17 protein-coding genes are annotated in these 19,226 nt (G+C 45.5%); 6 read left to right on the top strand and 11 right to left on the bottom strand.

Annotated features, from left to right (window positions below; translation table 11 throughout):
* Positions 1–517: 517 nt before the first annotated feature.
* The 3 genes from cobN to QZW47_RS15660 all read left to right on the top strand — a co-directional run bounded on the left by cobN (position 518) and on the right by QZW47_RS15660 (position 7,633).
* Positions 518–4,819, top strand: coding sequence for a cobaltochelatase subunit CobN (gene cobN / locus QZW47_RS15670; protein WP_293128375.1), 4,302 nt, complete (start codon positions 518–520; stop codon positions 4,817–4,819).
* Between the two features lie 57 nt (positions 4,820–4,876).
* On the top strand, positions 4,877–6,406 hold the full coding sequence (locus QZW47_RS15665; RefSeq protein WP_293128373.1) for a hypothetical protein: 1,530 nt from the start codon (positions 4,877–4,879) through the stop codon (positions 6,404–6,406).
* A gap of 306 nt (positions 6,407–6,712) precedes the next feature.
* On the top strand, positions 6,713–7,633 hold the full coding sequence (locus QZW47_RS15660; RefSeq protein ID WP_293128371.1) for an NAD(+) kinase: 921 nt from the start codon (positions 6,713–6,715) through the stop codon (positions 7,631–7,633).
* A 706-nt stretch (positions 7,634–8,339) separates the two neighbouring features.
* On the opposite strand, the gene QZW47_RS15655 is transcribed toward QZW47_RS15660, so the two are convergent.
* The 4 genes from QZW47_RS15655 to QZW47_RS15640 all read right to left on the bottom strand — a co-directional run bounded on the left by QZW47_RS15655 (position 8,340) and on the right by QZW47_RS15640 (position 11,978).
* Positions 8,340–8,906 carry a DUF924 family protein gene (locus QZW47_RS15655; RefSeq protein ID WP_293128369.1) on the bottom strand — a complete coding sequence of 189 codons (567 nt, stop codon included), beginning with the start codon at positions 8,904–8,906 and terminating at the stop codon, positions 8,340–8,342.
* Positions 8,907–9,186: 280 nt separating this feature from the next.
* On the bottom strand, positions 9,187–9,552 hold the full coding sequence (locus QZW47_RS15650) for a peptidoglycan-binding domain-containing protein (protein WP_293128367.1): 366 nt from the start codon (positions 9,550–9,552) through the stop codon (positions 9,187–9,189).
* 666 nt (positions 9,553–10,218) lie between these two features.
* Positions 10,219–10,857, bottom strand: coding sequence for a ThiF family adenylyltransferase (locus tag QZW47_RS15645; RefSeq protein ID WP_293128366.1), 639 nt, complete (start codon positions 10,855–10,857; stop codon positions 10,219–10,221).
* Positions 10,858–11,150: 293 nt separating this feature from the next.
* Positions 11,151–11,978: a hypothetical protein gene (locus QZW47_RS15640; RefSeq protein ID WP_293128365.1), complete on the bottom strand. Its 828-nt coding sequence runs from the start codon at positions 11,976–11,978 to the stop codon at positions 11,151–11,153.
* Positions 11,979–12,131: 153 nt separating this feature from the next.
* Between QZW47_RS15640 and QZW47_RS15635 the strand changes: the two genes are divergently transcribed.
* Positions 12,132–12,524 (top strand): DUF4189 domain-containing protein, encoded by a 393-nt coding sequence (locus QZW47_RS15635; protein ID WP_293128364.1) that lies wholly within the window; start codon positions 12,132–12,134, stop codon positions 12,522–12,524.
* Positions 12,525–12,839: 315 nt separating this feature from the next.
* On the opposite strand, the gene QZW47_RS15630 is transcribed toward QZW47_RS15635, so the two are convergent.
* The gene (locus QZW47_RS15630) at positions 12,840–13,181 is read right to left on the bottom strand and encodes a hypothetical protein (RefSeq protein ID WP_293128363.1); all 342 of its coding nucleotides are present in this window, start codon (positions 13,179–13,181) and stop codon (positions 12,840–12,842) included.
* Positions 13,182–13,209: 28 nt separating this feature from the next.
* Here QZW47_RS15630 and QZW47_RS15625 point away from each other — a divergent pair, with 28 nt between their 5' ends.
* Complete coding sequence (locus QZW47_RS15625; RefSeq protein WP_293128362.1) at positions 13,210–13,536, top strand: hypothetical protein; 327 nt, start codon at positions 13,210–13,212, stop codon at positions 13,534–13,536.
* 128 nt (positions 13,537–13,664) lie between these two features.
* A complete protein-coding gene (locus tag QZW47_RS15620; protein ID WP_293128361.1) occupies positions 13,665–13,976 on the top strand; it encodes a DUF433 domain-containing protein in 312 nt (103 codons plus the stop codon).
* 20 nt (positions 13,977–13,996) lie between these two features.
* On the opposite strand, the gene QZW47_RS15615 is transcribed toward QZW47_RS15620, so the two are convergent.
* The 6 genes from QZW47_RS15615 to QZW47_RS15590 form a co-directional block, all read right to left on the bottom strand.
* Positions 13,997–14,371, bottom strand: coding sequence for a type II toxin-antitoxin system PemK/MazF family toxin (locus QZW47_RS15615; protein ID WP_293128360.1), 375 nt, complete (start codon positions 14,369–14,371; stop codon positions 13,997–13,999).
* A complete protein-coding gene (locus tag QZW47_RS15610; protein ID WP_293128359.1) occupies positions 14,368–14,547 on the bottom strand; it encodes a hypothetical protein in 180 nt (59 codons plus the stop codon). The genes QZW47_RS15615 and QZW47_RS15610 overlap by 4 nt, the downstream gene beginning before the upstream one ends.
* A gap of 145 nt (positions 14,548–14,692) precedes the next feature.
* Complete coding sequence (locus QZW47_RS15605) at positions 14,693–15,940, bottom strand: hypothetical protein (RefSeq protein WP_293128358.1); 1,248 nt, start codon at positions 15,938–15,940, stop codon at positions 14,693–14,695.
* Between the two features lie 4 nt (positions 15,941–15,944).
* Positions 15,945–17,378, bottom strand: coding sequence for a hypothetical protein (locus QZW47_RS15600; RefSeq protein WP_293128357.1), 1,434 nt, complete (start codon positions 17,376–17,378; stop codon positions 15,945–15,947).
* Positions 17,379–17,758: 380 nt separating this feature from the next.
* On the bottom strand, positions 17,759–18,223 hold the full coding sequence (locus tag QZW47_RS15595) for a hypothetical protein (protein ID WP_293128356.1): 465 nt from the start codon (positions 18,221–18,223) through the stop codon (positions 17,759–17,761).
* Positions 18,224–18,368: 145 nt separating this feature from the next.
* On the bottom strand, positions 18,369–19,040 hold the full coding sequence (locus tag QZW47_RS15590; protein ID WP_293128355.1) for a hypothetical protein: 672 nt from the start codon (positions 19,038–19,040) through the stop codon (positions 18,369–18,371).
* Positions 19,041–19,226: the final 186 nt, after the last annotated feature.

The raw sequence follows: 19,226 nt of genomic DNA, 5'->3' as shown, positions 1-19,226 counted from the left end.
CACCCTACAATTGTACCGTTATCTAAGTTTGATTGTAGTCAGGTGCGTCGCTAGGAGATTGTCTGTATTTTTTTAAGGATTTTCGAGGGCGACACACCCTACAATTGTACCGTTATCTAAGTTTGATTGTAGTCAGGTGCGTCGCTAGGAGATTGTCTGTATTTTTCTAAGGATTTTCGAGGGCGACACACCCTACAATTGTACCGTTATCTAAGTTTGATTGTAGTCAGGTGCGTCGCTAGGAGATTTTCTGTATTTTTTTAAGGATTTTCGAGGGCGACACACCCTACAATTGTACCGTTATCTAAGTTTGATTGTAGTCAGGTGCGTCGCTAGGAGATTTTCTGTATTTTTTCAAGAATTTTCGAGGGCGACACACCCTACAATTGTACCGTTATCTAAGTTTGATTGTAGTCAGGTGCGTCGCTAGGAGATTTTCTGTATTTTTTCAAGAATTTTCGAGGGCGACACACCCTACGCCTTATTTCATCTGGACTTAATTATAGAGGAAAAATTAATGCACAAAATAGCCGCCACACCCGGAGGTTGGAACCCTCAAGCAGAAGGAGTAATTTTTATTCAGCAAACACCAGCACCAATCGTATTTATTAGTGCTGCTGATACCGATATTCAAACCCTCGCGGCCGCCTCGTCAAAAATGCCCGCAATGTTTCCGAAAGTGCGGGCGGTAAATCTACTTCAGTTGCAGCAACAATTAACCATTGACACCTATGCTGAGGAAATTTTAGAACGCGCGGAGGTGATAATTTTAAGGTTGTTAGGCGGGCGTTCTTATTGGTCTTACGGGTTAGAAGTTCTGCGGGAAACGGTGCAGAAAACTAATGCAGCGTTGATTGTGATGCCGGGTGAAGATAGTCCCGATCCGGATTTAATTAGCCATTCTAATGTATCGCTGTCAGCGGTAAATCAGTTGTGGCGTTATTTTACTGAAGGCGGAGTGCAAAATTTTGTTAATGCACTCAAGTTTACTGCTGATACTTGTTTGAAAACTGCTTATCATCCGGCTCTTCCTCAAACAGTTGATCGCGTTGGGATTTATGATTGGGGCGGGCGCGCGGCGACGTGTTTTGAAACTTTTCAACCAGATTCTGATCCCCCTAAATCTCCCTCAAGGGAGACTTTGACAACTTCTTCCTCCCCCCTTATTAAGGGGGGCTGGGGGGGATCTCCGGGTTTTAAACCACACCCTAAAGGAGACGGGGAGGGCGGGCACGGGGGCACCGCCCCTACGGTTTGCTCCCCCCTTATTAAGGGGGGCTGGGGGGGATCTCCGGGTTTTAAACCACACCCTAAAGGAGACGGGGAGGGCGGGCACGGGGGCACCGCCCCTACGGTCGGGATTTTATTTTATCGTGCTCATTATTTGTCAGGGAATTTAGCACCAATTGATGCACTTTGTCAAGCTTTGGCAGAGCGAAACTTAGTACCAGTTCCCGTTTTTATATCTTCCTTGCGCGAACCAGATTTGCAAGTGGAATTGCTGGAATATTTTAAACCCAAAGAATCCGAGTCAATTCAATTATTGCTCAATACGACAAGTTTTGCAATCTCTGGTTTTAATAGTCTAGAATCTGAACAAAATACATTAAAATCCTTAGATGTTCCAGTATTGCAAGCCATCTTCAGCGGCGGTGGTTTGGAACAGTGGGAAAGCGAATTACAAGGACTTTCGCCTCGGGATGTGGCGATGAATGTGGCATTGCCGGAAGTAGATGGTAAAATTATTACTCGGGCTGTTTCTTTTAAAGCTGTACAAACTTGGAACAGCGAGTTAGAAACTGATGTGGTAGGATATGTCGCAGCGGACGATCGCATTTCATTCGTAGCTGACTTAACCGCGAATTGGGTGAAAATGAAACAAACCCCAGTCGCCAACAGACGTATCGCCATAATTCTCGCTAATTATCCCACCCGCAACGCCCGCTTAGCTAACGGTGTCGGTTTGGATACGCCTGCTAGCTGTGTGGAAATTCTCAAGGCTATGCAGGAAGCTGGTTATCAAGTTGAAAATATCCCGGATAACGGTAATGAGTTAATTGAACTCCTGACTTCTGGCGTGACAAATGACCCGGAAGGACGCGAATTGCAGCCGGTTCGTCAATCTCTGGATTTGGCAGAATATGAGAAATATTTTACTACTTTGCCGCCGGAAGTACAAGATGGAATTTCTCAAAGATGGGGATTAGCAGAAAGCCATCCACAAGATTTAACAACTGACAATAAGTCTTTCCCGATTCCCGGTATTCAATTCGGTAATGTGTTTGTCGGAATTCAACCATCGCGGGGATACGAAATTGACCCAACTTTAAATTATCACGCGCCAGATTTGGAACCGACTCACAATTATCTCGCTTACTATTACTGGCTGCGCGAAAAGTTGGGAATTGATGCGATTATTCATGCGGGAAAACATGGGAATTTAGAATGGCTTCCCGGTAAAAGTGTCGCATTATCTAATAAATGTTATCCCGAAGTCGCATTAGGCGCGCTACCGAATTTTTATCCGTTTATTGTCAACGATCCGGGGGAGGGTTCCCAGGCAAAAAGACGATCGCAAGCCGTGATTATCGACCACCTGACCCCGCCGATGACGCGCGCCGAACTTTACGGGCCTTTGCAGCAGTTGGAGGCTTTAATCGACGAATATTGCGAAGCCCAAAGCTTAGATCCGTCCCGATTACCGATGATTCGCGATCGCATTGTCGCCCTCACCAACCAGGAAAACCTCGATAAAGACTTAGGAATCCAACTCAACAAATCGGAGTTTACTGAGTTTATCACTCGCACCGACGGTTATCTCTGCGAACTCAAGGAATCCCAAATTCGCGACGGATTGCACATTTTTGGCCAGTGTCCCCAAGGTAGACAGTTGCGAGATTTGATAATTGCGATCGCCCGCCATCCTAGCACAAATCGTTCCGGCTTAACCCGCGCCCTCGCCAAAGACTTAAATCTAGATTTCGATCCTTTAACCACCGCAGGCGATTTAACCGCAGAATTAGAAGATAAAGCGGCTGAATTAGTAGATAATTTAATTGCAAACATCCGCGTTCATCCGCGTTTATCTGCGGTTATAAATCCACCAATAGGAGAAGCCACCCAACAAGAATTAGATTGGATTTCCAACTATCTCTTACCTTCACTCCTCCAAACAAACCAAGAAATTACTAACCTGTTGCGCGGACTAGATGGACGACACATCCCCAGCGGTGCATCCGGCGCACCAACCCGTGGTAGACCAGATGTATTACCTACAGGCCGCAATTTTTACTCAGTAGATATCCGCGCTATTCCCACAGAAACCGCCTGGAGAGTTGGCAGAGTTGCGGCCGAAACTTTAATCGAAAGATACACTCAAGAAAATGGCGAATATCCCAAAACTTTGGGTTTGTCTGTGTGGGGAACATCCACAATGCGGACGGGCGGAGATGACATTGCTGAAGCTTTAGCATTAATCGGAGTTCAACCGATATGGGATGGGCCTTCGCGCCGAGTTGTCGATTTTGAAATCTTGCCTGTTTCTGTTTTGGGGCGGCCGCGGGTTGATGTTACTTTGCGGATTTCGGGTTTTTTCCGCGATGCTTTTTTTAATTTAATTGATTTGTTTGACTCCGCTGTGAAAGCTGTGGCGGATTTAGATGAACCTGCGGAATCTAATCCCTTAGCAGCACAAGTTAAAGCAGAGATTCAGCATTGGGAATCGGCGGGTTTTAGTCGGGAAGAGGCGGAAGTGCGATCGCAATTTCGAGTCTTTGGTTCAAAACCGGGGGCTTACGGCGCGGGACTTCAAGGCATAATCGAAGCTCAAAACTGGACAGACGATGCAGATTTAGCAACAGCTTACATTAATTGGAGCAGTTACGCCTATACAAGTAATCCCACCCCCGCAACTGGGGCGGGCACGGGGGCACCGCCCCTACAAAATCCGGGGGCTAATTCCCATACCCCCCCAACCCCCCCTTACCAAGGGGGGGCTAATTCTCATACCCCCCCAACCCCCCCTTACCAAGGGGGGGCTAATTCCAACTCTTGTCCCCCCCCTTACCAAGGGGGGGCTAGGGGGGGTGAATTAATTTCTGAGGCTAATTCCAATTCTTGTCCCCCCCCTTACCAAGGGGGGGCTAGGGGGGGTGAATTAATTTCTGAGGCTAATTCCACTTCTTGTCCCCCTCTTTTGCAAGGGGGGGTTAGGGCGGGTGAATGGGGATGTTCCGCGCCGGAAGCCTTTACACAACGTCTCAGCCAAATGCAAATTGTTCTGCAAAACCAAGACAACCGCGAACATGATATTCTGGACTCCGACGATTATTATCAATTCCAAGGCGGAATGACAGCGGCAATTCGCAATTTGCAAGGGAAAAATCCTGAAACTTATTTCGGAGATAACTCGATTCCCGAGAATCCCAAAGTGCGACAACTGAAAGAAGAAATTGCGCGGGTTTATCGCAGCAGGGCGGTAAATCCGAAATGGATTGAAGGGGCGATGCGTCACGGTTATAAAGGTGCTTTTGAAATTGCCGCGACAGTCGATTTTTTGTTTGCTTATGATGCTACGGCGAATTGCGTTGAAGATTTTATGTATCAAGGAATTGCTGAGGCTTACATTTTTGATGAAAAAGTGCAGGGATTTATCCAGGATAATAATCCTTGGGCGTTGCGAGATATGGCGGAAAGATTGTTAGAAGCCCGCCAGCGGGGGTTGTGGCAGAGCGCCGATCGCGATACTCTGGATAAATTGCGATCGATCGCCCTCCAAGCCGAAGCAGTCATCGAATCCCACACAGACATACGCAATTAACCTCGCCAGACCGTTTGCGGTAATATTTAGTCATGTTTCGCGAACGGTGAAAGTTGTATGATTCGCCGCTACATTGCTACCCTCAGCACTAACATCTTAAAACGTACCTGCGCCGCAGTTGCTGCGATCGCACTTACAGCCGGATGTTCGCCTTCCAAACCGCCCAACACCACAGAGACATTAAGCCCGATCGCCTCACCTATCGTTCTAGCGCAGCCACCAACCTCTGTGTTAGCTGGAAACCCCAACAAACCCAAAAAATCGATCGCCGTTCCTTCTTGCCCCCAAAACGATCGATTTGCGGAGTCAGTTAACTTTGCCACCAAGGCCGCAAATTTGGCTCAATCTGCCAATTCAAAACAAGAGTGGGACGAAGTAGCAGCCCTGTGGGTTCAGGCTGTCGCTTGGATGCAAGCGGTTCCTCCCGCTAGTCCCCGGCGGGCGTTTGCTGAGAAAAAAGTAACCGAGTACATGAAAAACCTGGTTTATTCTCAACAGCAAGCGGGCGCAACCCGATCGCTAGCCAGTAATGTCAGTTTCAGCAGCGATTTACTCGACGAACAGCTAGAACTATACCTATCCTACGTTGCAGCCGTCGGCCCGCCAGATGTTTTAATTGTCGGTAGTTCCCGCGCCTTGCAGGGAGTCGATCCCAAACAGCTAAAACAATCTTTGGCCGCTAACGGGAGTCCGGGTTTAAAGGTATTTAACTTTTCAGTCAACGGCGCAACAGCCCAAGTTGTTGACTTTCAAATGCGGCGGCTTTTGAAGCCCGATCATTTGCCTCAAATGATTGTCTGGGCGGACGGCGTGCGCGCATTTAACAGCGGCCGGGACGATCGCACTTTTAATTCGATCGTCGATTCTGAAGGCAGCCAGCTTTTAGCAAAAGGGGTTCGCCCCAAACTCGCGTCTGGTGAACCTAACGTGACTCCCAAGTGTTACAGATTCCCGCAGCCCTGCAACACTGATGGCGATGCCACTTTCCGCCGATCGCAAGCATCGGTCGATCGACCTTTCAGCGGCGGGCCAGATGCCCACCCCACAGTCAAATTCCTGTCAAGTGGAACAGGCATCTTGCCTGTTGCCCAGAATGCTACAACAGTAGCAATCAGACAAGTCAGCGAATTAGCAGATGCGATCGACTCTAACGGATTCCTGTCAATGTCGGGCAGTTACAATCCCGACACATATTATCGACAAAGGCCTTACGTGTCAGGTAGATACGATCGCGACTACGAAGACTTCAACCTCAGCGGCGAACAAGCAACAGCCTTTAATTCAGTCGTAGCATTTACCAAAACTCGGAAAATCCCCCTAATTTTCGTCAACTTGCCCCTCACCGACGACTACTTAGATCCAACTCGTCGATCGGCAGAACAACAGTTTAGACAACGAATGAAGCAACTCTCAGCCCAAAAAGGCTTCGCCTTCCGCGACTTATCCCAGCGGTGGCCAAATCGTAACGACTATTTTTTCGATCCCAGCCACCTCAATCGCTTTGGGGCGATCGCAGTTGCGCGCATCCTCGCAGCCGATACCAGCATTATCTGGCCACAGCCCAAATCCCGAATCACCGATGGATGATGCGATTTGAGATTTGAGATTTGAGATTTCCTCGTTACCAGGCTCTGCCTGGTAAAACTGATCCGGAGGCTCTGCCTCCAAATTGTGAAAAATGCTGCAAAATATAAATTGACATCAAACACCGGTTTGTGTCGATCGAACAAATTGTGAGAGTTTTGCTGATATTGTTCTGGCGATCGGACACTTCCACTACGGCATCATCCGGATGCCACAGCATTTGACATCAGTCTCAAATCTCAATAATCTAAAATCTAAAATCGTTCGACTGAGCGCTAGCCGAAGTCTAAAATCTAAAATAGATTCATTGTGCAACTAAAACAAGTAATTATCGCCCACAAAGCCAGAGATCTCCTTAGCCAGCGGTGGGCAGAACAATGCGCCCGCCAGTTAGAAAGTCGTGGTTGTCAAGTTTTAATGGGCCCCAGCGGCCCGAAAGATAACCCCTATCCAGTATTTTTAGCTTCTAGTAACAGCCCAATTGATTTAGCCGTAGTCCTCGGTGGCGACGGTACAGCCCTAGCGGCAGCGCGGAATTTATCTGCTGACGGCATCCCGATTTTAGCTGCGAATGTCGGCGGACATCTGGGCTTTTTAACCGAGTCTTTTGAGGATTTCCAAAATACAGAAGAGATTTGGGACAGACTCGCCGAAGATAGGTATGCTGTGCAGAAGCGCATGATGTTGCAGGCGGCGCTTTTTGAGGGAAACAGAACTAATTTGGAGCCCCAGAGCGATCGATTTTTGGCACTTAACGAAATGTGTGTCAAACCTGCTTCTGCCGATCGAATGCCGAGCTGTATTCTAGAAATGGAAGTTGACGGCGAAGTAGTCGATCAATATCAAGGCGACGGTTTAATTGTCGCAACTCCCACCGGTTCGACTTGTTACACCGCATCCGCCAACGGGCCGATTATCCATCCTGGCATGGATGCGATCGCAGTTACTCCAATTTGCCCTTTAAGTTTATCAAGTCGGGCAGTAGTTCTGCCTCCCGGTTCCGTCGTCAGCATTTGGCCATTAGCAGATTACGAACTCAGTACAAAACTCTGGATGGACGGCATTTTAGCTACATCAATTTGGCCCGGACAGCGCGTAGACGTGCGGATGGCAGACTGCGAAGCCAAGTTTATCATTTTGCGAGAAAACTATTCTTATTACGGCACTTTGAGGGAAAAACTTCAGTGGGCCGGAGCTCGAATTCGTTACAGCAACAATCACCGCAATTAATCGAAATCATCGACAAGCGACTGATATTCACCTGTAGAGAATGTCAGTCGCTTTCAAGACATTCTCTACAGCGTTCTCACCTATAGCCTCGATCGCTCCCGAGTGATATCGCGTGCGATCGACTAACCTCACTAAAATTCGTTCGTAGTGCGGACTTAAGTCCGCATCCGGAGCGGACTGAAGTCCGTACTACGAACCGTTTTTATACCATTTTTACAAATTGTTGCTACGCCCATTAAGCCTATATAAATTATCTGTCTATCGTCATAAATTGCCGGAGACGGCTTGGCCTTACGTCCCTACAGGTAAAAACCTCTAATTTATTTTTTGTAGCAAGGTTTTTTTAAATTGGTATTATTATATCGATCGGGCATCATAGGAAGTATTCTGGTAATCCATAGTACCAGCTTTAAAACCGCAAGCTTTTTATTTGATTGCCAAACATTTGGTTTAAAGCCTCTCCCTTGTAGGGATAAATTAAAATAAAACTATTCATTACTCCCATCCTATTCCTTGCACGTCACTGTCAACTGTCAACTGTCAACTGTCAACTGATTAACGCTGTCAACCCAACGACTGCGCGAGCGGGCTATCAACTGTCAACTGTCAACTGTCAACTGACCAAAGCTATCAACTGATTAACTGTCAGCGTCCGCTAATCTATCGGAGATTATGTGAGTAACGATCGATATTTGGCTGTCGCGCTTTAAAATCCCGAACCGGGTTGTTTGAGAAACTCTGCTTCTTCCGGAGTTGTGTCGCGTCCCAGAATTTGATTGCGGTGGGGAAATCTCCCAAAACGCTCGATGATTTGAAAATGCCGCATTGCAAAATCAATCACTGAATCGCTGTCAGGTTCGCCACTGAGTTGGCGAAATAATTCCACAGACTTTTGCTGGTGTTCTAAATTTTCGCTGTGCTCAAAAGGCAGGTAAACAAACCATTTTTGTACAGTCAGCAATTCGCGATCGAACTGACTGTTAACAGCGTGTTGGGCGGCGGCCAAAGCTTTGCTGTCTGTGGCGAAGGCTTGGGCTGTGGCGCGAAACATATTGCGCGGGAATTGATCGAGGAGTATAATTAATGCTAGGCAGTTTTCCGGGGAATCTTGCCAGGAGTCGAGTTCACCGGAGGCTGCTCGTTCGTATTGCGGCAGAAAGCGATCTCGCACCTCGGCATCAAAGTCCGTATCTTTTTCAAACCACTTCTTTTGGACTTTGCCAAACTCGCGAGAGTGCGATCGACCAAACCAAAAATCTAAAACTTCATTCATTAGCAAGCCCCTTAGCGATTGATTCTTGATTGCAATTTAGGTATTTGTAGTTGCACAAAATATGCTTTACGTGCAACTACAAACCGCAGAAATTAATCATTATCAAAGATGACCATCCCAAAAACAGGTACTAGCTTTCCGAGGCTATAGAGGGTTTAGTCAAAAAAATTAGACCCTAGTTTAAGCTTCCAGACTCATCTGTTTTTGAGTAAATCTAAAATCTAAAATCTAAAATCTAAAATCGACTGACTTAGGAACTTTTGTTGTCCGGTAATAAAATTCACGAACTCGTAAACAGTCTGTCCCAAGTTTTGCCTCCCACAATTCCGTCTACAGGAAGCTTGGCTTCCCGCTGAAATATTTTCACTGCATCTAGAGTTGTTCTACCGAAAATGCCATCAAGTGCGATCGGTTCTGGACACACACCGCGGGCGTTTAACAGTTTTTGCAGTTTCTTTACATCTTCACCTCTCGATCCGTGTTTTAAAATCCTTTTATGGTAACGGACTTCTGGTTCGTGGCAATCATTAGTGTGGCAAACTGTGCTGCTGCTGCTGGTGCCAGAATAACTGGCTGCATTTGCCCCAGTCAAAACTAATAAGCCGAGCACTGCTAGTAAATAATAAAAAGTCTGCGATCCAACCATACTTTCCCTGTTAATTTTCTCAAGCGTTTTCTGCGATATTGACTTGCAATAAACGGGTACAAGCTGCCGACTCAAGTCGTGGACGAACCAAAAATCTTAGACTCTAGTTTAAGCTTTCAGATTCCTCAAGGCGAGTCAATCTAAAATCTAAAATCTAAAATCGAATGGCGATTGTTTGAGAGTGAGAAACCTGGTGTGTGGGATGGAGGTGTCCAACCTCGATCGGGTTTCTGGCAACATTGATACTCCCCATGCTTAAAAGCGAGGGGGATTCTTGAAGAGTCCAGAGTCAGACCTTCAAAGGCGCTATCAAGTCGCCGCTACTCACTCCGTTTGAATTTATTCAAACATTGCGTATACTTTATTTGGTTTTTTTGCGAACGCGAGTCCATCGCTAGCCAACAGATACGGTACGCTCTACATCCTGCTATTGTTTGCTATGAGAACTATTCCGAATCTGAGTCGGATCTGTCCGTTGCCGGAATTGCTCGCCCTCTAGGATGTTTCAACACGTAGATGGTTGTTCTTACTTGATCGCCCTCTATGATAACATCATTTCTTGATTAACCACGTAAAAAAAGTATTGAACGCGGTTGAAACCGCTGCCGACTTTTCCCCGTGTCTAAAGCCAGGGGCTTGCATCTCGTTTTTTGGTCAACCGGCATTTTACAACATAAGTGGCTTTACCGCAAAATCTTTGATCGTGCAAGTTAAATTTTGTTGTTCTTGGGTAGCAGCAAAGGTAACAATTACTTCGCACGCTACAGAAACTGTCAGCATTACCAAGTTTCTCGCCAGCGGGTAATCACAAATGTCATCATTCGCCGGTGAAGGAACCCGATAGTGTTGGTTCCAAATTATTTCTGAGTAATCGGCGGCTAATCCGACGTGCAAGCACGGAATGGAGGCACTCGCACAGTAGTCTTTGACTGCTTGTCGCCCGATGCTATTATCAAAAGTATCGATCGCCACGGCACTCTTGGCAAGCAGGCGATCGACATTGGCGGGTGTCAATTCCTTGGAGTGCGCCTCAATGCTGACAGACAAGGCGCGGTACAGGTTGTTGGCGAGAATTTTGGCTTTGAAGGCGCCGATGTCCGATCGATAATAGGGTTGAGTGGAAAGGTTGCGCTCTTCGATGCGATCGCGATCGATGACTCTTAACTGACAAAAGCCCGATCGCGCCAGACTCTCTACCATATTCGCACCCAAAGCGCCCGCACCGCACACCGTTACCGGGAAATTTTTAACCAGCGACATCACTGCCGGACTGCGGTAAAGTTGTTCGTGAAAGAATATACTCATATTAGTTGACAGTTGACAGTTGACAGAAGATCCCGCCCGCGGAGTCGAGGGGTTGACAGAAGAGCGCGCTCGCGACTTGCCCGCCCGCGAAGTCGAGGGGAGTCGAAGAGTTGACAGTTGACAGAAGAGCGCGCTCGCGACTTGCCCGCCCGCGAAGTCGAGGGGAGTCGAAGAGTTGACAGTTAACAGCTAACAGTTAACAGCTAACAGTTAACAGCTAACAGTTAACAGCTAACAGTTAACAGTTAACAGTTAACAGTTAACAGTTAACTGTTAACAACCAACAATGCCCATTATCTATTTTCGACGACTCCGACTAATGACTGCAAGTCGAAATCCTTGTCCAATCCGCTGAGACAAATGCCAGCACTCATCACAGTTAAGTCTTTTTTGGCGATCGCCGAACTATGATGCTCTCCGCTGCCGCTAGTCCATTCAACCAACCAATAATCTTGGCGATCGCTAAAATCTCGCAACTCGCCGCCGCCCATTTTTAACGCCCGCTGCAAGCGTTGTTCGTCCCGCACTTTCGGATTGAAATCTTTAATATTTCTTGCCACAAATTCATAAACAACTCGCATTTCCGGCGTCATTCCTTTAAGGCGAACATCTTGAGGTAAAATCAACTTTTTTAAAGCTGCTTTTAACTGCTCTGGCAGCAGCGGATCGGCGCGCCTGTCAATTTCCTCAAACCAGAAAGAATCACCGTCCCACCGCGCCACAATCCTATCGAACTGCGAGCCTTCAGTTACTAAATGTACAGCTACGGGTTTAGCAACACCCGTGCGCTGTTTAGCATCAGACTCGTTAACAGGATAAGCCAGCCAAGTTTGCCCTTGCAGAATGCGAGCCAGTTGCAAGCGAATCGGTACCAGCAGTTGTAAATACTCTGCCATTTGTGGCAAATCCGGTTCGTCAACCACAGCAGCAATTTTCTCATTAATCGGCGCAAAAATAGCCCATCCTTCAAAGTTGGACGGCTGCGATTTAAAAGTATAAATCATGCCAGCTATCCTTGTCCGCACCTTTCCCCTCCGAACGCAAGGAGCCAGGAATTGGGTATTGAGTAGCTGCCCTTCTTTTGCCCCAAGTTGGGTGAGGATTTTGCGGATATCTGCCATTGAAGTGACCTCCGTAATTTTACTTATTTTTACACAGTCTGCATTTAAATTAAGCGTATATAAACATTTATAAATACTATTGACATCGATTCAATGCCAAATATAATAGTTAACGATAATTCACAGTTAAGTGTATTAAAAAATTAAGTGAATATGCTGCAAAAACTTGGTTTAAAGTTGGTAGTATTGACTGTTCTGACACTTCCTATGTTTGGCTCTGCCCAGATGGCCCAAGCTCAGAACACTCATGGAGCTACTGCTTATTCCCCGACTTCTGACGCCACGGGTATTAGTTGGGATCATGCTACAGAGAAAGAAGCCCTAGATGCAGCAGTAGCTGCCTGCAATACACAAAGCGGAGGGGCTAACGACTGTCAAGCGCTGACATCTAATACCAATAACTGTGGAGCGATATCAGTAGGAAAAGGAGGAGCAGGTGCGGGCTGGGGCGATGATAAAGCATCAGCAGAAGCTCAAGCTCTGGCTGGTTGCAGCGAACTAGATGGTGGCAACTGCAAAATACAGCTTTCAGCTTGCAACAAGTAATTGACAATACAAAAATCGGTCGCAAAGGTGTAAATTTGCGATCGTCATAATAGCTGAGAAAATAGTCATATTATGTCCGGTCGATTACCATAACAAAAATAGTTTGTAGTGCGGACTTTAGTCCGTAGCCGGAGAGCGGACTTTAGTCCGCACTACAAACCTTTTATATTGGGTTAATCGATCGCAGACAATATCATATTATTTCCGGTTATTTCTGCGACTATAAAGGTTTGTAGTGAGGACTTTAGTCCTCTGATTATAAGGACTAAAGTCCTCACTACAAACCAGTAGGTGCGCCACCAGCACCTCGGCCAGTTAATCTCCTACTTCAGACGTAACTGCATCCGGCGGTAGCAAACTTTCTAATCTATCTTTAGACCAGTATTCAGTAGGATAGGCGAGTGCAATAATATCAGAAAGTCGAATCAACCACGTAACTTGTCCGTAAGCATCGGTATTTTCCCCGTGTTCGTTAGGGGGAACTATTACCAAAAGTTCGGCAAAATCTCCGTACAAATTAACCGGAATGCCACCGAAACTGCTATTATTTGTTTTAATCCAAACTTTACAGCCTCGATCGAGAGCTTCTTGCAGTCGCTGGCTGAGCAAAGTGGATTTTTTGACCAGGGATTTTTTGGCTTTCGACTTTTTTCCCATAGTTTTAAGAAGTTAAAGTAGTTGTACTGTGGTTGCACAGTGGGTTGCACAGTGGGTTGCACAGTGGGTTGCACAGTGGGTTGCACAGTGGGTTACACAGTGGGTTGATATCGGCGTGCGATCCTCTTTGAGGGCTTCGCTAACGCGATTTGGTATTGAAACGGACAAAATGAGAAAGGCGATCGCCCCGTCGGCACCCATCAGTATAGTCTACAAGAAAGTGCGGCACTGCGATCGCAATAACAATTTAATCCTCAAATCGCGCAATAATACCTATAAAAAAATACAACTCGTCGCTAAACGGCTAACCCTCCTTGCTCTCAGTCACGGCCAATTATTCAATTCTCAAATATAAAATCTCAAATTTCAAATCGTCTGACTTGCGGTAGCGCTGTTACAGAGTCAGTCAGCAATCCCCGTATTTATACTGTGACAAAATGCAGTATAATCGGCAAAATCTTCCCAAATGGTTTAAGTAAAAAAATGGACTGGCGAAAGCTCATTCATCCCAAGCCAAAAACTGCAACAATTCAACCCGCAGCGGCAGAAACTCGATTGTCTGTAGAATTCTTGTTGGGGCTGTTTGCGGCAGGATGGACCCAAGAGCAGGTGTTAGAGAAATATCCCGCACTCACTTCGCCGAAGCTGCGCGCTGCTTTAGCTGCTGCGGATTCCCAGTTAGTGTCATCGATCGCCAATCCTGAGTTACTGGAAATTATCGCACAAACTAGGGAAGAGTTAAAAATCGGGAAAAACTTGTCGCTTCAGGATATTCAGGGGGATGTTTGGGAGTAAAGGGCGATCGTACTATTATCTCACTCATCTTGTTCACCTAAATCTATTTCCATTGGCTTAGTCACAAGTGCTAACCCTGCTAGAATTTGTCGGACTCTCTCCTGAGAAACTCTGCCAATTTTATCTATCAATAAAGCTTTATCTAATGTCAAAAATTGAGACACATTCACTACACTTTGGTCTGCTAGATTAGCTTCTCCGGCTTCAAGTAATACATTACCCATCGCCTTAGCTCGTCTGAGATTAGTAGTCAATGTACAAACAATTACAGTTCTGATTTGAGAACTGTTCAGTACATCGTTTTGAATGACGACATAAGGACGAATATAACCTGGTTCATAACCTATCGGCTGTCCTAAATCTATCCAGTAGATATCTCCCTGACGAATTATCATTCTGTTTCTGCCAAATATCTATGATGTTGACGCATTCCCTCCAGCATAACTTGTTCTGACGGATCGAGTCCATCTGCATAGGCTTCATTGATGCTTTTGAGGAGTTCTTGTTGATGATGGCGACGCAAGTAGTCTTCTATTGCTAGAATCAGCAGTTGTTTTTCAGGAATCTGCATCTCATTTGCCAGGATGGATACTTGGTTATAGAGTGAATCAGGGAGGGAAAGATCCGTTTTCATGTTGGATATGAGGTTGTAGCTGTTTGATTGACTATGATTCTAGTTTAGCTTAAGTGCGATCGATCTGCCTCATATAAAACTATTACTTAATGCGATAATTCCAGGTTTTGATAGCTAAATCTATGAACCATCCTAAATTAGTGGGTGTCTCCTTTGCGTAAGATTTCCACCATTCCAGAGTAGTGTTATCAAGAGGAGGAGTAATACCTTTAAGAAGATTGATAAGTAACCAAAAAGTATTATTATAACCTAGTGCAGCTTGCGATAAGTACATATTAGGTTGGCACCATTTTAACATTCCATGTCGGGTCATTCCTGAATATGTATTTGGTTGAGGTTCCTCATTCAAGTTGAGAGTATTTTTTGTACAGACGACCCATTCTATGGAAGAACTTTCCGAAAAAGGGTTGCTTCCTTTTTTCAAAACAAATCCAAATCGAGTTACCGGTGTTTTAATGTTTTTGATAACGGCTGTTGGCAACCAAAGAAATAAAACGATTCCGTTAGTAGTGTTAGTTATTTCTGCCACTTTTTTGTGATTCACTCCATCCCCAGTTGCATACAATATTTTTCTGTAAGTGGTACTAACCATTTCTTTTACTTTTGGCTGAGACAAAAGCAAAGTTCGCAACTTCAGAAAATCTGTATGATAGTCTCGTGGTAGCCTACCTAAAAAATTGCAAGTAAAAGCAGGTAAACTGCTCCTATCTAAATTAGGAGAGATTTCTGGCAACCCAAATACAGGGTAAGAAATTTCATGAATTTCACTTAATAGTTTAAATCTGCCTGAATTATTATGATTTTCTACAGCAAATTCCCAAAAATCAAAATCATCTTCAAATTTTGATGATTCTTTATCTGTATAATTATCTTTATGAAAGCCCGGTGCGATCGCTATCATTTTAACGGGCAATGAATAGTCAATTTTATCATCAAAGCATTTATTGCTGAGAATAGCTTTACGATACCGAGTTAGCTGCGAAACTAATCCTCGATCTTCTTCATTTTTTAACTCAATAATTACAGGCTGATTTTCGGATTTTGTACAGCACAATAAATCGCATCGCTGCATTTGTACAGTATGCTGCCTTTTGATTTTCAGTAATGATGGAAATATTTCATCGAATTTCTCATCTATATAATCTTCCAAATCCATCTCGGATTGAAACCTGATTTCACCACCAATATAAATTAACTTGCGATTAGCAGTTTTTACCCTCTCATTAAACCTTTTACCTTGGGTTGATAGATGTTTGGCTTTGAGGTATGGCACAGTAGCTATCCCATAAAGTGAGCATTGCCCGCCAGCATAACTGACGGGTAATCCCATTCTATCACTTGTCATCCCTCACAGGCAAAGCCACATCCAGAATTTCCATCAACAACTCCAGCCGCGAAGGACGAGATAACATTGGCACCAGATTCGGCAGCGAGTAGTAATCACCAGCAAACGTAAACGTTTCCACCGACACTTGCTTCTCCTTCAATTGCTTTTCTACATAATCGCAGTAAGCGCCAACTCGCACAATCACCACATCAGGAATTACGCCCAAAGTGTGACAGTATTTCTGATAAGCATCAACAAAATAAGGTGAAGCATTTTCGCCTTCATCTGTGACGATGATAAACTGCTCAACCACCTGCTTTTTAAGCCGCATTGCTTCCACCGCGCAGCCGCAACTTGTGCCGCCACCTGCGCGAATGTGCTTGAATGCGCGCTCCCAATCGGTCAATTCGCTGCCGTTTGCTGTCACTGGGTAGGGCATCGTGTCGAAGGCGTAGACGAACAGCGGGGCCTCGGAAATACCGGAAATCATCGCAGCTAGTCGCTTACCAACTTCGATCGCACTTTCCATACTTCCCGACTTGTCAACCAACAAACCGGTGGCTTTGGCAATCTTACCGCGCTTCTTCACTTGTTCGTTTGTCACCGCTTCTAGCTTCGCCGTTGTGGCTGCGTCGAAGTTCGCGCCCGCGCCCGCAACACTCGCTTTGTAAGCAGAAACGCGCGAACTCTTGGCGGCTTCATCCAGCTTCGAGTCAATCAACAGCTTGACTTCCGGGTGATCCATCGCACCGCGCGACTGAATCGATTTCAGATTGTTGATCACTTCCTGCGGTGACATCGAGTTAATCAGCGCTGCTAACACCGTTGGCGTCAGCATTTTGATCGCACCAATGGCGATCGTATACGGAATCTTGTATTCAACAATCAAATTCGCCTGTTCCGTAGGAGTCGCAGCCTTCGCTAACTGCTTTAAAACAAACGCCAGCGAGTCTTCCGGCGGATTATCCTTAAACAGAATAGCATTAGCTCGATCGCTCGGCTTGACGTGCAAAGTCGCGTACAAGTGCTTCATCGCCTTGCGGTTGCGAATGGCGGCGCGATCGAAAAACTGTACATTCTTTTCCCGCGATCGCAGATAGCGAGTGACAGCAGTGCGCGCGCTGCGAGGCACTTTATTCTGGTGCCGCTTCATAAAGTCTACAATCCGCGAAACCTCGTAGGGCGGGAACTCTTGCAGCATCATAAACCCAGCATCTCGGTGCTCGGTCAGGGCGGAAGTCAGCAAGTTTCCGGCAAAAACTTCCTTGTGATCGCGCACGTCACCATGACGTTGATACCACACTGCTAAATGACCGTAAAAAATCGGGTCTAATTCGATAATTAACTTGTGAATTTCTGTCACCTTTTCCAGTTGGCGGTGAGGTGTGGTGAGCAGACTATTAAGCATTTCTAAACGTAAATCGCGCTCTATTGTATTCATTGGTGCGGCCTCCAGTATTGATTTTGGATTTTCGATTTTGGATTTTCGATTTTAATAAGCTGTTGGGCATTTATTTTGTATTTTTGGGGCGGGTAGGATGCCCACCCCACAATAGTTTGCATAAAAGCATATTACAAATTAAATGGGTGACAATTTATCCAAAAATCAGCGGGTGGCAGTTGTTGCACGCTTGCGAATAAATGTTATAGACTTGTTCAATAATTATTGTGGGGTAGGCATCTTGCCTGCCCCCAAAATTTGCTATTATCAATAAGTCTAAGAGTCGCCGCGCAAGTTTGAGGAGCTTTGTTTTTAGAACCAGGGTAGGGTTGTATGTAAGCTCTTCGGATTGGGGCGCGGCAACAACTGCTGTTGTAAAATTATTTCAGGGACAATTCTGGGATTTCGATCGCCCTTAAATCCGGTTCAACCCAATTATTTCGGGCTTCTGAGGACATCAGGTGCGATCGGGTGTAGTGACTCCAGGGTAAAGTGCGATCGGCATATTCAGCAATCAAACCGTTAGCTAAATGTACGATCGAGCAATTCGGGCTTTCATCAGCCAGATACTCGCGTACAGTTTGCGCCCAAAATAGCGTTAGCGTTTCGTGATACCCGCTGTTTGGTGTCGTTTCAATTCCTTGAACCGAGTTGTAATGTTTAATGCCATTGCGAATCATATCGATCGCCTCTTGTTCCGATTCGCAAAACAGAAAATACCATAAAGCAACGGTTAAATGGGCTTCGTGCGTCCACTCGCTGCGCGGTAGGCTGCATTCTCCGAAGGCGTGGAGGAGGGTATCTATCTCGTAGGGCGATCGGTAAATTGCAAGTTTATTGCTCATAGCTAATACCCAATCTATTTTTGAGGACTGAAGTCCTCACTACAAACCTGATGCGGACTGAAGTCCTCACTACAAACCTGATGCGGACTGAAGTCTTAACTACAAACCTGATGCGGACTGAAGTCCTCACTACAAACCTGGTCTTTTAATTCTTACTGAGTTGTGCTGTGATGAACTTAATTTGCTTCTTGTTGCACTGACGTTTACTCGCAGTACATTTCCATGTTTCCACCTGAGAGTAATATTTAGTTAATTCCAATTCTTCTCGATCTGCCAGCTCAATCAGATACCAAATTCCATCAATCTTGCGATAATGATGATAATCATCTATCTCAACAAAATCATCAGGCTTTTTGGGAGGAATTTTGCGGATTTTGTTGGCTAAACATAATATCCGCGTCTCAGGATGAACGTAAAATTCCTCACGCCACTTACCAAGTTGACGCTGATATTTGGAGTTGTAGAAAATTCCATCAACTAACACAGCATCTCTTTCCACAAACCCCCAGACATGGGACAGAATATGTTTTCCAGAAAGCGTATTGATATCAAGTATTCGACACAACTCGCTGTAAACATCATCCCAATTTTGTCCTAGTTTGCTCCGCAGCCAACGAAATAACGGCCCCAGACAATCAGAAAAATATTTACTTTTTCTTTTCAGCTTGAGTAGATAAGGATTAAAGAATCCATCTGTGTAAGCGGCATCAGTGATTTCTTTTAGATGTTTCGTGTTTCCTGGTATTTTTCTTAAATTGGTTCTCCACCCACCGCGAGGCCGTTCGATAACGCTTCTATCTAATCGATGTTCGCTCATAATTATTGAGATTGAGAAACTCAAATCAAATTATTGTGATACCAAATTCGTGTTAAATATTTCCCCTCCAACTCAGCGATTGAAACCCTAGACGATGCAAAACAAGCTGTCATCGCGGGCAGATTGAAGAGGAGAAACTCTGGATTCATCATAAGATTGAGCTCCAAAAATGTTAAACATTAAAAG

This window comes from Microcoleus sp. bin38.metabat.b11b12b14.051 (assembly GCF_013299165.1).
Taxonomy (GTDB): Bacteria; Cyanobacteriota; Cyanobacteriia; order Cyanobacteriales; family Microcoleaceae; genus Microcoleus.
The sequence above is the reverse complement of the archived record's forward strand: the minus strand, read 5'-3'. Positions and strand labels throughout refer to the sequence as shown.